General features: G+C 68.5%; 12 protein-coding genes. 9 read left to right on the forward strand and 3 right to left on the reverse strand.

What is annotated here, in order from left to right; translation table 11 throughout:
* Positions 1 to 33: 33 nt before the first annotated feature.
* The 8 genes from ACFSE6_RS11310 (at position 34) to ACFSE6_RS11345 (ending at position 8,921) form a co-directional block, all read left to right on the forward strand.
* Positions 34 to 1,029 carry a Gfo/Idh/MocA family protein gene (locus ACFSE6_RS11310; RefSeq protein ID WP_388006692.1) on the forward strand — a complete coding sequence of 332 codons (996 nt, stop codon included), beginning with the start codon at positions 34 to 36 and terminating at the stop codon, positions 1,027 to 1,029.
* Positions 1,030 to 1,206: 177 nt separating this feature from the next.
* Positions 1,207 to 2,544 (forward strand): ABC transporter substrate-binding protein, encoded by a 1,338-nt coding sequence (locus ACFSE6_RS11315; protein WP_388006695.1) that lies wholly within the window; start codon positions 1,207 to 1,209, stop codon positions 2,542 to 2,544.
* Positions 2,545 to 2,629: 85 nt separating this feature from the next.
* Positions 2,630 to 3,544, forward strand: a complete 915-nt coding sequence (locus tag ACFSE6_RS11320) for a carbohydrate ABC transporter permease (RefSeq protein WP_388006698.1) — start codon at positions 2,630 to 2,632, stop codon at positions 3,542 to 3,544.
* Positions 3,545 to 3,546: 2 nt separating this feature from the next.
* Complete coding sequence (locus tag ACFSE6_RS11325) at positions 3,547 to 4,458, forward strand: carbohydrate ABC transporter permease (RefSeq protein ID WP_465254143.1); 912 nt, start codon at positions 3,547 to 3,549, stop codon at positions 4,456 to 4,458.
* Complete coding sequence (locus ACFSE6_RS11330) at positions 4,455 to 5,240, forward strand: cyclase family protein (protein WP_388006703.1); 786 nt, start codon at positions 4,455 to 4,457, stop codon at positions 5,238 to 5,240. The genes ACFSE6_RS11325 and ACFSE6_RS11330 overlap by 4 nt, the downstream gene beginning before the upstream one ends.
* Entirely contained in the window at positions 5,237 to 7,480 is a 2,244-nt protein-coding gene (locus ACFSE6_RS11335; RefSeq protein ID WP_388006705.1) for a glycoside hydrolase family 2 protein, read from the forward strand. The genes ACFSE6_RS11330 and ACFSE6_RS11335 overlap by 4 nt, the downstream gene beginning before the upstream one ends.
* A gap of 2 nt (positions 7,481 to 7,482) precedes the next feature.
* Positions 7,483 to 8,202: an SDR family NAD(P)-dependent oxidoreductase gene (locus tag ACFSE6_RS11340; protein WP_388006708.1), complete on the forward strand. Its 720-nt coding sequence runs from the start codon at positions 7,483 to 7,485 to the stop codon at positions 8,200 to 8,202.
* Positions 8,202 to 8,921: an SDR family NAD(P)-dependent oxidoreductase gene (locus tag ACFSE6_RS11345; RefSeq protein WP_388006711.1), complete on the forward strand. Its 720-nt coding sequence runs from the start codon at positions 8,202 to 8,204 to the stop codon at positions 8,919 to 8,921. Before ACFSE6_RS11340 ends, ACFSE6_RS11345 begins: the two co-directional genes overlap by 1 nt.
* 16 nt (positions 8,922 to 8,937) lie before the next feature.
* On the opposite strand, the gene ACFSE6_RS11350 is transcribed toward ACFSE6_RS11345, so the two are convergent.
* Entirely contained in the window at positions 8,938 to 9,624 is a 687-nt protein-coding gene (locus ACFSE6_RS11350) for a GntR family transcriptional regulator (RefSeq protein WP_388006714.1), read from the reverse strand.
* 91 nt (positions 9,625 to 9,715) lie between these two features.
* Entirely contained in the window at positions 9,716 to 10,516 is an 801-nt protein-coding gene (locus ACFSE6_RS11355; protein WP_388006717.1) for a hydroxypyruvate isomerase family protein, read from the reverse strand.
* Between the two features lie 77 nt (positions 10,517 to 10,593).
* Here ACFSE6_RS11355 and ACFSE6_RS11360 point away from each other — a divergent pair, with 77 nt between their 5' ends.
* The gene (locus ACFSE6_RS11360) at positions 10,594 to 12,717 is read left to right on the forward strand and encodes a family 10 glycosylhydrolase (RefSeq protein WP_388006720.1); all 2,124 of its coding nucleotides are present in this window, start codon (positions 10,594 to 10,596) and stop codon (positions 12,715 to 12,717) included.
* On the opposite strand, the gene ACFSE6_RS11365 is transcribed toward ACFSE6_RS11360, so the two are convergent.
* Positions 12,718 to 13,425, reverse strand: a complete 708-nt coding sequence (locus tag ACFSE6_RS11365; RefSeq protein ID WP_388006723.1) for a FadR/GntR family transcriptional regulator — start codon at positions 13,423 to 13,425, stop codon at positions 12,718 to 12,720. It lies immediately after the preceding gene.
* Between the last annotated feature and the right edge of the window lie 213 nt (positions 13,426 to 13,638).

Genomic DNA, 13,638 nt, shown 5'->3' on the forward strand with positions numbered 1-13,638 from the left:
CCCCCGACGGCCGACACACACGAGGGAGACACCATGCGGATCGGCATCATCGGCGCCGGCGGCATCGCCCACCACCACGTCGCCGCTCTCCGGCGGCACAGCGACGTCGCGATCACCAGTGTCGTCGACCTCGACCCCTCTGCCGCGCACGACCTGGCCGCGCGCACGGGCGCCGACGTCGTCGGCTCGGTGACGGAGCTCGTCGACCGGGTGGACGCGGTGTACGTCCTCACTCCGCCGAGCGCGCGAGTGTCGATCATCGAGCAGACGCTCGCCGCCGGCCGACCCGTCCTGTGCGAGAAGCCGCTTGCCGCCACGGTCGAGGACGGCCGTCAGATCGCGCAGCTCGTCGAGGCGGCAGGAGTGCCGTTCATGATGGGATTCATGCGGCGCTGGCACCAGCCCTACCGCGACCTACACCGGCTCGTCGGATCCGGCGCGCTCGGCAGGACCCTGCAGATCGTGCGCACCCGCGGCGGAACGGTCCGTCCCGCGCCCGGCAACTGGCGCATCGATCCGGACAGGCGGTGCGGAGTCACGATGGAATCGCTGTCCCACGACATCGACCTCCTGCGATGGCTCGGCGGTGAGATCGCCACCGCGGTCGGCGCCACCGTGGAGTCGCGCCCGGACCTGCCCGGCTTCGACGACAACGTCGCCGCCGCCGTCCGCTTCACCGGTGGCGGACTGGGAACGCTCCAACTCTCGTGGACCTCAGCGGTGGGGTACAACCAGACCGCCGTGCTGGGGGAGCGAGGGGCCGCCGTCGTCGGTGGCGAGGACATGTGGACCTCGACCGCCCTACGCAGCCGAACGGGGGAGGCAGCCGAGGAGCGCACCGAGTACCCGGCGGCGATTGCCGGAGACATGGGGTACGACGGCGAGACATCGGCGTTCCTCGAGCTCGTCCGTGGCGCGGAGCGCGCCGACGCTCCCACGGTCCGTGACGGGCTCGCCACGCTCGTCGTCGCCCACGCGATCCTCGACGCCGCGGACGCACTCGCTCCGCCGACCGACATCCTCGGCTGAGGGGCTCTTGCGTTGTGACCCAGCACACGGTAGTTTCGGATCCGATCGGATCGGATAGATTGCCTGTCATTGCCGCTATCTGCCCAAGGCTGAGCCGATCGGCGCGAAAGTCACCTCGAATATGCTCGTGATCCGATCCGATCAGACCGGACAGTTGTGTGACCGAAGGAGTTCACAGTGGTTCAGAACAACGATCGACGGACCTTCCTCCGGCTCGCCGGAGCGGGGACGCTCGGCGCCGGGCTCGTCGCCCTCTCGGCGTGCACCGGCAGCCGCGGCACTGGTGGCAACGGCTCGGGCGGAGGCGGCTCCGGGCAGACCCGCGTCCGGGTCGCGTGGTGGGGCGGCGACGTCCGCCACGCCAAGTACAACGAGATCTACGACCTGTACACCTCCGAACACGAGGGCGTGACGATCGAGCGCGAGTACGCCGACTACGGCGGGTATTTCGAGCGCCTGCCCACCCAGTTCGCCGGTGGTAACGCGCCGGACGTGCTGCATGTGACCGAGCGCCAGGTCGCCGACTACGCCCAGCACGGCCAGCTGGCCGACCTCGAGGCGCTCGCCGAGCAGGGCCACCTCGACCTCTCGCACTTCTCCGCCGAGTCGCTGGATGCCGGCCGCTTCGACGGGACCCTGGTGATGCTGCTCGTGGGCGCCACCATCCCCGCGACGATGTACAACCGGCGCCTGTTCGAGGAGGCCGGCATCGACCTGCCGACCGTCGACTGGGACTGGGACACCTTCTACGAGGCCTGCGAGGGCTTCCGGGACGCGCTGGAGGACAACCAGGCAGGGACCACCTACCAGGCGATCGCCGGCCCTCCGTTCGAGACGATGCTGGTCCAGAACGGCAAGTCCATGTTCGCGCCGGACGCGTCCGCGGAGCTCAACTTCGAGGCTGCCGACGCCGAGGAATGGTTCCGGTACTGGCGGGAGATGCTCGACGAAGGACTGTGCCAGTCCGCCGAGTCCGCCTCCGAGAACCAGGGCGCGCCCTTCGAGGACACGATGTTCGCGCAGGCGAACGCCGCCATGCACGTGCAGAACTCGAACCAGCTCGTCACCTTCCAGACCGCGCTCGGGGAGGACAATCCCCTCGGCCTGGCCCCGTTCCCGCAGATCGGCGCCGAGCCTGCGGCCTTCGTCATCGGCAGCTTCGTGTGCGTCAACGAGGCCTCCCAGGTCAAGGAGGACGGCGCGAGCATCATCGACTTCTTCGTCAACGACCCCAGGGCGAACGAGATCTTCGGCCTCGAGCTCGGTACCCCCGGCAACAGCAACTGGGAGGAGACCGTCGCGGGGAACCTCTCAGAGGTGGACCAGCAGGTCCTCGACTTCGCCAACGAGGTGGCGCCGATCTCCGTCTACGCCACGCCGCGCCCGCCGGGCAGCGGCCAGTCCGACACGATCATGACCGAGGTGGGACTCGCCGTCGCCTTCGGCGACCTGACCCCGGCCGAGGCTGGAGCACGTCTTGTCGACGACCTCGCCGCCGCCATCGGCGCGGACTGAGCCGGGCACACCGGGCGCCAGGTCCCGGCGCACCGCCGTGTCCCCGCGCCGATCCCGAGCCCACACCACCGACGGAACGGACCCGATGACGCGCAAGAAGGATCCGCCCATCTCGAGGCAGAACCGGCGAGAGGCCAGGGCTGCCTGGGTCATGCTGACGCCCTGGCTGCTCGGTTTCATCGGTATCACGGCGATCCCGATGATCGCCTCGCTGGTCATCTCGTTCACCGACTACCCGCTCGTCGCCGCCCCCACCTGGGTGGGGCTGGAGAACTATCGCGAGCTGTTCCAGGACCCCAAATTCTTCACCTCCGTGGGCGTGACGGTGCGGTACGTGTTCATCTCGGTGCCGTTGCAGCTGGCGTTCGCGCTGGGGCTTGCGCTCGTGCTCAACCGCGGCCTGAGCGGGATGGGGCTGTACCGCAGCGCGTTCTACCTGCCCTCGTTGCTGGGCTCCAGTGTGGCCATCGCGATCCTGTGGCGGCAGGTCTTCGGCGCGGACGGGATCTTCAACGACCTGGTCGGGCTGTTCGGCGTTCCGCAGATCAGCTGGATCGGCAACCCGGAGTGGGCGCTGTCCACGCTGATCGTGCTCAACGTGTGGACCTTCGGGTCGCCGATGGTGATCTTCCTGGCGGGCTTGCGGCAGATCCCACGGGAGTACTACGAGGCCGCGGCGGTTGACGGCGCAGGCCGGATCCGCCAGTTCTTCCGGATCACGTTGCCGTTGCTCACACCCGTCGTGTTCTTCAACGTGGTCCTCCAGTTCATCCACGCCTTCCAGGCGTTCACCCCGTCCTACATCGTCAGCGGGGGAACCGGCGGGCCGGTGGACTCGACGCTGTTCTACACCCTCTACCTCTACCAACGCGGATTCGTGCAGTTCGAGATGGGGTACGCCTCGGCCATGGCGTGGGTCCTGCTGCTCGGCATCGGCATCTTCACGGCCGCGAACTTCATCGGCTCGCGTTACTGGGTCTTCTACGGGGATGAGAAATAGCCATGGCAGTGCTGCCCATACGCCGGACGCGACGCAGCGCACGAGGTACTCCGAGGTGGACGCCCACGGTGGCGGGTCATGCGCCGTCGCGGTTCAAGCAGTTGCTCAAGCACGTCGCGCTCATCGCCGCGCTGATCGTCATGCTCTACCCGTTGCTGTGGATGCTCTCCAGCTCGTTCAAGCCGCAGGAGGAGATCTTCTCCAGCGCGGGGTTGTGGCCCGAGCATTTCACGCTCGCGAACTACATCGAGGGCTGGACCGCACTCGCCTACGGCTTCGACGTCTACTTCCTCAACTCGCTGATCGTCTCGGTGGCGGCCGTGCTGGGGAATCTCTTCTCGTGCTCGCTCGCCGCGTTCGCCATCGCCCGGCTGAACTTCCGGGCCGCGGGCTGGATCCTCGGCGTCGTCCTGCTCACGATCATGCTGCCGTACCACGTAGTGGTGATCCCGCAGTACGTGATGTTCTCCGCGATCGGCTGGGTGAACACGTTCTGGCCGCTCGTGCTGCCGAAGTTCCTCGCCACCGACGCGTTCTTCATCTTCCTCATGGTGCAGTTCATCCGGTCCCTGCCCCGGCAGCTGGACGAGGCGGCGAAGATCGACGGGTGCGGGCCGTTCCGTATCTACTGGCGCATCATCCTGCCCCTGACGCTGCCCGCGCTGGCCACCACCGCGATCTTCACGTTCATCTGGACCTGGAACGACTTCTTCACCCCGCTGATCTACCTCAACGAGCCGTCGACGCACACCGTGCCGATCGCGCTGCGGAACTTCCTCGACGCGACGGGGCAGTCCTCGCACGGAGCACTGTTCGCGATGTCGATGGCGGCACTCGCCCCGGTGGTCGGGTTCTTCATCGCCGCACAGAAGTACCTCGTCGAAGGCATCGCGACGACGGGGGCCAAGGGATGAACGCGGCCGACACCCGGTCCGGGTCCACCGAGGAGAACGCCGTCGACGGCGGGCACCTGCTCGCCGCCGGTATCGGCAGCGCCGCCGTGGACCTGAGCTTCCCGATCGACTCGGACCACTTCCGCTGGCGGCACGAGCGGACCGTCGTCGACACCCTGGACGACGGCGGACCGTTCGAGACCAGCCGGTTCGCCATGTCGGCCCACGCCTTCACCCACGCCGACGCCCCCGCCCACGTCGTCGCCGACGGCGGCGGCCTGGAGACGATGCCGCCGACCACGTGGATCGGACGCGCCCTCGTCGCCGACGTCAGCACGGTCCCCGAGTCGAGTCCGGTCACCGCTACCGCGCTACGGGAGGCGAGAGGCGACGTCGGGCATGACGACATCCTGCTGATCCGTACGGACTGGGACCGCAGACGCGACATCGCCACACCTGAGTACTGGTCCGACGCACCGTGGATCGACCCGGAGGCGGCCGACTGGATCGCCGAACGGCACCCGCGCGCCGTCGGGTTCGACTTCCCGCAGGACGCCGCCATCCGGCACACGCTCACCGGCCGCCGGGGCGGGCCGGAGGAGTTCGTCACGCACGACCGGCTGCTGCGCCGGGGGATCGGGCTCATCGAGTATCTCCGCGGACTCGACCGCCTCCCGGGCGAGGTGCTCCTCGTCGCGGCGCCCATCGCCCTGACCGGATCCGACGGCGGGCCCGTCCGGGCGACCGCCTTCCCGGCCACCGACCTCGCCATGCACGTCAGACGAACCAAAGGGGAACTGTGATCTCACTGCACCAGGGCCGCCCGACCGCGGCCCTCAACGGCACGTGGAAGTACCGCCTGGACGACGAGCCCGACGGCGCGGCGGCGGAGAAGTACGCCCGCGCCGACCACGACGACAGCTCCTGGCCCGAGCTCGATCTCCCGACCAACTGGTACCTCACCGAGATCGGCGACTACTTCGGGACCGTGTGGTTCCGCCGGCACTTCACCGTCCCGGACGAGCTGGCCGGCGGGCGCCTGTTCGTCCGGTTCGAGGCGGTCGACTACTACGCCGACGTCTGGGTGAACGACGTCTACCTCGGCCACCACGAGGGCATGTTCAACCCGTTCGAGTTCGACATCACCGATGCGGTGGACCCAGGCGGCGACAACGTCATCGTCCTCAAGGACGGTGCCCCGCGCGACGACACCGAGTACGTCCAGGCCGTCTTCTCCGACAACCCGCTCTCCGACGACTACCAGCGCCATCAAGCCGTCGCGATCAACCAGATCAAGGGCCACATGATCGACGCCATGCACCGGCCCGGGGCGATGACGAAGTTCCGTCAGGACGGCACCTCGGGCGGCCCCTGGGGCAGCATCGATCTCGTCGCGCGACCGTCGGTCTACGTCGACCACGTCCGCATCTTCACCCGGATCGGGATTAAGAAGGACTGGCTCGGCGACCAGCTCGACAAGCCCGACGGATCCGGTCTGGTCGCCGTCGACGTCGCCGTGGTCAACACGACCGGTCGGACCGTCGTCGCCGACGCCGACCTGACCGTCACCCCGAAGACCTTCGACGGGCCCGCGACCCGCGGCGGCGAGCGCACGCTCGTGCTCCCGCCGGGTCGCTCGGTGGTCAAGCTGGTCCTCACCGTGGCCGAAGCCCGCCTGTGGTGGACGTGGGACCACGGCAGCCCGGACCTGTACACCGCCACGATCCGGGTGGGTGAGGACCACCTCGACCAGACGTTCGGCATCAAGGAGATCACCCACGACGACGCCACCGGCCAGTGGTACCTCAACGGCAAGCGGATCTTCCTGCGCGGGATGCGCTACATCACCTCCCAGTGGCTCAGCGAGGGCAACCGGGAACTGTGGGGCGAGGACCTGCAGAAGATGCTCGACATGCAGATCAACTCGATCCGCATCGGCAGTCACGTCGAGCCGGACGAGTTCTACACGATGTGCGACGAGCTCGGGTTCCTCGTCTGGCAGGTCTTCCCGCTGCACTACTGCGTCTCCGACAGCGACGACTTCATCGCCCGCGCCTCGGAGATGATCCGCGACATGGGCGAGATGCTCGTCAACCACGCGAGCATCGGGATGTGGTCGGTCTTCAAGGAACCGGAGATCTACCTGCTGCCGGACAAGCCGAACAACTACTTCCGGCTCTGCCAGATCCTCAAGGAGACCCTCGGGACCGTCGACCCCACCCGGTGGATCCATCTCGGCGACTACCGCGAGGGTGCCCAGAACCTCATGATCGGTGGCGTCCAACCCGGCGACCGGGACATGCACCAGACGATCGTCCAACCCCAGATCGTCGAGTTCGGTGCCGCATCGATCCCGAACCTGGAGACGCTGAGGACCTTCATCCCCGAGGACAAGCTCTGGCCACCGGACTGGGACACCTGGGAGTACCACGGCCTGTTCTACGACCTCGCCTTCAAAGGGGCGAAGATCGACGTGGGCAACTCGCTCGAGGAGTTCATCGACAACTACCAGTCCTACGAGGCGCTGGTGGTCAAGGAGCAGATCGAGTTCTTCCGGCAGCGCAAGTACTCGCCGGTGGCTTCGATGTACCTCTACTACTGGAGCGATTCCTGCCCGATCATCGGTTCGGGCCTGCTCGACTACTACCGGCGCCCGTACAAGGTCTACGACTGGATGAAGGCCGTCTACACCCGCGTGCTGGTCAGCTTCGAACGCACCGCCTCGCCCTACCTGCTTGGTCGGGAGAAGGTCTACCCGCGCGGCAGCACGTTCGCCGGGAAGCTCTGGGTCACGAACGACTACGACACCGACGTCGACGGTGCCGAGATCTCCTGGCGGATCCGGCGCGCGGCCGGAGGTGAGGACGTCACCGGACGCACCTTCACCGGGACGTTGCCGGCCGACTCGGCCGAGCAGAGCGACAACGTCATCTGGCCCGTCCCGGCCGACGCCGAGCCAGGCGGGTACCGGATCGAGATGGCCGTCACCGACCGCGCCGGTGAGGTGCTGTCGGAGAACGCCATGGACTTCGAGGTGCGATAGCGATGCCGGCACAGATCGTAGCCATCACCGGCTCGGGCAGCGGGATCGGGCGGGCCACCGCCCGGAGGTTCCTCGCCGCCGGAGCCACCGTGTACGGGTTCGACATCATCGACCAGGCTCCCGAACCGGACGGCGCCGGACGCTGGGTCCCACGCCGGCTGGATGTCTCCGACGCCGAGGCCGTGCGCCGCGAGATGGCGGCGGTGACCGCCGAGCACGGGGCCGTCGACGTCCTTGTCACCAGCGCCGCCGTCGGCTTTCCCGAGAACTTCACCGACATGCCGGTCGAGTCGTGGGACCGCGTCTGGGACATCAACGTCACCGGCACCATGGTCTGCGTCCGATCCGTGCTGCCTTCGATGATCGAACGGGGCGGGGGAGCGGTGGTGGTGATCTCCTCGATCGCCGGCCGCTCCAGGTCCGTCGCCAACGGCGCGCACTACACGGTCTCCAAGTACGGCCTGATCGGCCTGACCAGGCACGTGGCGGCCGAGCTGGCAGGGACCGGCGTACGGATCAACTGCGTGGCACCGGGGCCTACCGACTCCCCGATCCTCACGGCCAACTCCACCGAGGACCAGGTGCAGAAGATCATCGAATCCACCCCGCTGCGGCGGATCGCCGAGCCCGATGACGTGGCCGGCGTCGTGACCTTCGCGGCGAGTGAGCGTGCCCGCCAGATCCACGGCGCCGTGCTCGACGTGAACGGAGGGTTGTACTGATGGCCGGAGAATTCAGCGGACGCGGTGTCCTGGTCACGGGCGCGGCCGGCGGAATCGGGCAGGCGACCGCGGAGGCGTTCCTCGAGGCGGGAGCCTCGGTGACGGGTGCGGACCTGGAACGGCCGGCCGCTCGTGACGGCGCAGCACTGGCGACCGTGGCCTTCGACCCGACCTCGGAGAGGTCCCAGCATGAGATGGTCGGGTCCGCCCTCGCGCACGCCGGTCGGCTCGACGTCGTGGTCACCCACGCGTTCGTCGGCTCGGCCACGCCACTGGCCGACCTGACGCTGGAGGAGTGGAACCGCCTGATCGGGATCAACCTGCGTGGGGCGATGCTGACCATCAAGTCGGCGCTGCCGCACCTGGGTGCGGGCGGCTCGATCGTCATCACCTCCTCGATCGCGGGCCGGCGGTACAGCAGCGTGATGGGACCGCACTACACCGTGGCGCGGTACGGACTCATCGGGCTCGGCCGGCACCTGGCCACGGAGCTGGCCGGCACCGGGATCCGGGTCAACGTGGTCTGCCCCGGCCCGCCGGACACCCCGCAGATGTGGGAGGTCACGACGGCGGAGCAACGCCGGTCCATCGCGGCCGCCATGCCCACCCGGCGCCTGACCACGGGCCGCGACGTCGCCGAGACGATCACCTTCCTCGCCGGCGAGGACGCCCGGCACATGCACGGCGCCGTCGTCGACGTCAACGGAGGGCTGTACTGAAGAGTCGGGCGCGCTGTCAGTCCCGGGCGGTGGTCCCGCCCTCGCGGAGTTCGGCCAGCACGCGGTCCCGGGCCAGCGCGATGTGACTGACGAGGGCCTCGCAGGCGCCCGCCTCGTTGCCGGCGGCGATCGCGTCCATTACGGCCTGATGCTCACCGACCACCGTCGAGATCGAGGTGCGCCGGTGCGCGCGGTACTGCCCGATGGTCAGATGGATCTCGCCCGAGATCATCTCGTACATCCGGGTCAGCCGCTCACTGTCGAAGCCGTGGACCAGGCCCCAGTGGAACGCGATGTCGGCCTGGACGAGCTCGGTGAAGTTCCCGTGGTCCTCGGCGACCTGCATGGCTTCCTGGGCCGTCGTCATCTCCTGCGGCACGTGACGGCGGCGCGCGAGGTGGGCCGCCGCGGTCGCCTCGAAGGTCGACCTGCTGAAGAACAGGTCCTCGATCTCGTGCTCGTCCAGCCGCGGGACGACGGCGGACTTGTGCGCCACCCTGCGGAGGAGGCCGAGACTGGTCAGGCGTTCGAGGCATGACTTGGCGGTCGGCCGGGCCACGCCGTACTCGCCGGCGACGCGCTGTTCGGTGACCTTCTCCCCGGGCTTGATCTCACCGTTGATGATCCGCGTGCGCAGCGACTCGAAGAGCGCCTCTGTGAGCGAGGTGGGGCCGAGCTTGAACTGGCTGGGGCTTGTCGACACACCTCGTCCTTCCTCCGGCACGGCGAGATCCCGGCCATGTCAGTGGCGATCACTCGCCAGACATCATGACAGTTTCCACCGGCCGGTGCCGTCAGGCCTCGAGCCAGCCCAGGGTCTGTCGCGTGGGCCGCGTCGGCTTGTACTCGGCCGCCACGGTGCCGGTGTAGCCGGTCTCGCGCAGCGCCCGTGCGATCTCGTCCCAGTTCAGGTCGCCGGAGCCCGGTTCACCGCGGCCCGGTGCGTCGGCGAGCTGGACGTGCCCGAACCTCCCGCGCGTCTCGCGTACGGCGGCGGCGACATCGACGCCGTTGTGGCCCAGGTGGAAGGTGTCCACCAGCAGTGCCAGGCGCGGGGAGCCGACCTCCTCGACGAGATCCAATGCGTCACGATGCGTGGTCAGTGGGTAGGCCCCGTTGAGGCCGTGCGCGAGCGGTTCGACGAGCACCGTCCCATCGATCTCGTCGACGGCCTCGGCCGCAGCACGGTAGGCGCGGACGGCGACGGCTCGTTGTTGCTTCTCGCTCTCGGACGGGTCGAGCTGGCCGTAGAGGAGGTTGAACGCGCGACACCCGGTGGCGCGGGCCAGGTGCAGCAGCGCCTCGGTCGCCGTCTCGAGCTCGTTCGCGCGCTCCGGCCGGCACGCGATTCCGCGTTCTCCACCGGGCATGTCGCCGGCGAAGAAGTTCAGGCCGGTCAGGCGCACGCCGGCGTCGGCGACGGCGCCTGCGACGTCGTCGAGCTCGGTGGCCGTGGGATCGGCGGTGGGGAACGGCCACCATGATTCGACCGAGGTGAAGCCTGCGTCCGCTGCGGCACGGAATCGTTCGAGATAGGGCACGTCGGTGAACAGGAGCGAGATGTTGGCGCTGACGTCGTAGTCGTTCCACTTCATAGCAGGATCTTGCCACGACCATGACGTACATGTCAGCATGTCTGACAATTCAGCGACGAAGCTCAGGAGGAGGCGCCGTGGCGCTCGCAGATGTTCGACCCGAAGGCCTGGACGCGGACCGTTCCCCGGAATGGTTCCGGACGGCGACCCGGTGGACCCAGGTCACCTTCACCGACGACGACCCGGGAACGTTCGACATCGACTTCTGGATCGACGTCATGCGCCGCACGCGGTCCAACGCGTTGTGCCTCAGTGCCGGCGGGTACATGGCCTTCTATCCCACGCAGCTGCCCTTCCATCACCGCAGCGCGCATCTCGCCGGCGGTGACCCGTTCGGCGAGCTGGTCGACGCCGCACGCGGACTCGGCATGCACGTGATGGCTCGCGTCGACCCGCACGCGATTCATCAGGACGCTGCCGAAGCCCACCCGGAGTGGCTCGCCCGGGATGAGGAGGGCAATCCGATCGAGCACGATTCGATGCCCGGGGTCTTCTGGACGGATCCGTTCAGTACGTACCTGAGCGAGCACATCACGCAGATCGCGCAGGAGATCACCGAGCGGTACGACGTCGACGCCCTGTTTGCCAACCGGTGGGAGTCGGTCAAGGGCGTGTCCTACTCCGAACCCGTCGCGAGACGATTCCGGGCCGAGACCGGCCACGAGCTGCCCCGCCCCAGTGACCTCACGGATCCGGCGTGGGCGGCCTACACCCGGTGGCGCAGCACGAAGTTCAGCGAACTGGTCGGACTGTGGGACGACGCTGTGCGCGCCGTGAAACCGCACGTGCGGTTCATCCCCAACCGGAACCCGCGCATCACCCGGGACCTTGTGCGTGAGCTGATCGAGGACCGGTACCCGATGCTCGTGATCGACAAGCAAGGGCGCTGGGAGGACGAGGCGGCATGGACGCCGGGGCGGATCGGCAAACGAGCCCGTGGCCTCTTCCCCGACCGCCCGGTGGCGTTGCTGGCCTCCGTCGGCACCGAGCATCACGCGCTGCGCTGGAAGGACTCGGTCACCAGTCCGGCCGAACTGACGAGCTTCATCGTCGACGGGTTCGTCCACGGTGGGCGACCGTGGTTCTCGAAGTTCAAGGCGGAGATCTTCGACCCTCGCTGGGTCGAGCCGGTGACGGAGGCGTTCGAGTTGCACCATCGGTGCGAGCCGCTGCTCGAGCGCCTCACGCACGTGGCCGAGGTCGCGATCCTCGACGTCCGCGCTCCCGACGGCCCGACGCCGTGGACCCCGTCCGACCGGGACCCCCGGGCGCACGAGGACGGTCTTTACCAGGCGCTGGTCGAGGCGCGTATCCCGTTCGAGTACATCTCCGACGAGATCTTGACGCTCGAGCGACTTGCCGGTGTGCGCGTCCTCGTGCTCCCGGCGTCCTGCGACCTGGCGCCGGCACACGTCGAGGTGCTCGAGCAGTTCGTCGCTCGCGGCGGAAGCGTGGTGGCCTGCTACGACTCGGGTGCCCGTGCGACGCCGGGCGGGACACGGGAGTTCGCGCTCGGGGACCTGCTCGGCGTCCGACTCGAACGCGACGCGTACGGTCCGGTGAAGAACAACTACATCGCACTCGAGGGTGATCACCCGCTGAACCGCGGCTACGACGGCGCGCGCCGGATCGTCGGCGGCACCACGCTGCTCGATGTTCGGGCGGAACCGGGGACCGATGTGCCGTTCCGGTTCATCCCCGCGTACCCGGACCTTCCCATGGAGGAGGTCTATCCGCGCTCCTACGACGGTCCGCCCGCCGTCGTCACGCGCGAGCATCCCTCGGGTGGGCGGACCGTGTACGTCGCGTTCAACCTCGGCGAGGTCTACTGGAGGGCGCTGCAGGCGGACCACGGGAGGCTGATCGCCAACGCCGTGACGTGGGCGCGCGGTGACGACTCGCCGCAGGTCGAGGTCCGCGGCGCCGGGCTGGTCGACCTCGCGACGCTGGCCGGCGACGGGGAACTGGCGGCGTGTCTGGTCAACCTCAACGACCCGATGGCGATGCGAGGGCAGCGTCACGAGCTCATCCCGTTGACCGACCAGGAGGTCCGGGTGCGCCTGCCCGAGGGGGCGGTGTCCGTGCGGGCGCGGCTGGTCGTGGCGGACCGGAGCGTGCCCGTCGACGTCGTCGAGGGGATTGCCCGGGTGAGCGTGGAGGAGCTGGAGCTCCTCGAGGTCGTCCACCTCACCTGGTCCTGATCAGGTCGCGTCGGCCAGCAGTGCTTCCTCGATGTCGACCAGGTGCATGATCATGAGCTGCCGGGCTCGCCGGCCGTCGCCCGACTGAACCGCGTCGAAGATGAGGTCGTGGTGGGTGAGGTAGCGGTAGAGGTGGTCCTCGCTCTGGCGCACGTGTCCCTTGAGTTCGGCCCACAGGTCGCCGCTCATCATCTGGGCGAGCTGCCCCTGCAGGGCGATCAGGGCCGGGTTGCGTGTGGCGCCGGCGACCGCGGTGTGGAACAGCAGGTCGGGGGCTGCCGGGTCCTGGTGGGCGATGACGGCCTCGTGCTGTCGCTCCAGCGCGTTTCGCATGGCCTCGAGCTCGGCCTCGCCCGCCTGTGCCGCCGCGTGTTCGGCGCAGGTGGGCTCCACGGCCATACGCGCGACCATGAGGTCGAGCGGGCTCTGTTCGCCGGCGGCCTCCGCGCGTGCGCGCAAGGCTGCGTCGTACGACGTGGAACTCGGCGTGACCACCGTGCCGGATCGGCCGCGGATCTCGAGTGCGCCCGCGTGGGCCAGCGCCCGGATCGCCTCGCGCAACGTATTGCGGCTGACCCCGAGCTGCTGGGCGAGGGCGCGTTCCGACGGCAGGACCGAGCCGACCGCGAACTGCTCTTCCCGGATGGCAGTCAGCAGTCGGTCGACGGTCTGTGCATGGACGCTCGCCGGGCGCGCCATCTCACGCATGCCTCACGCTTCTCGACATGTGGGTGACCCTACAGGGTGCCCGAACGACAGTGGTCCAACCAACTGCCGAGGATCGGTGCGTCTCGGCCTGCGCTGTCCTTCGCGTGAACTCTGCGCGAATCTCGCTTCGGCACGGAATAGCCAAGCTATATCCATGCCGCGAACCCCTTGACGTGCGAGGTCCGACCAGGAAGTATCACCAGCAACTGGTCC

The sequence above is a fragment of the Georgenia deserti genome (assembly GCF_042680605.1).
In the GTDB taxonomy this organism is placed as follows: domain Bacteria; phylum Actinomycetota; class Actinomycetes; order Actinomycetales; family Actinomycetaceae; genus Allobogoriella; species Allobogoriella deserti.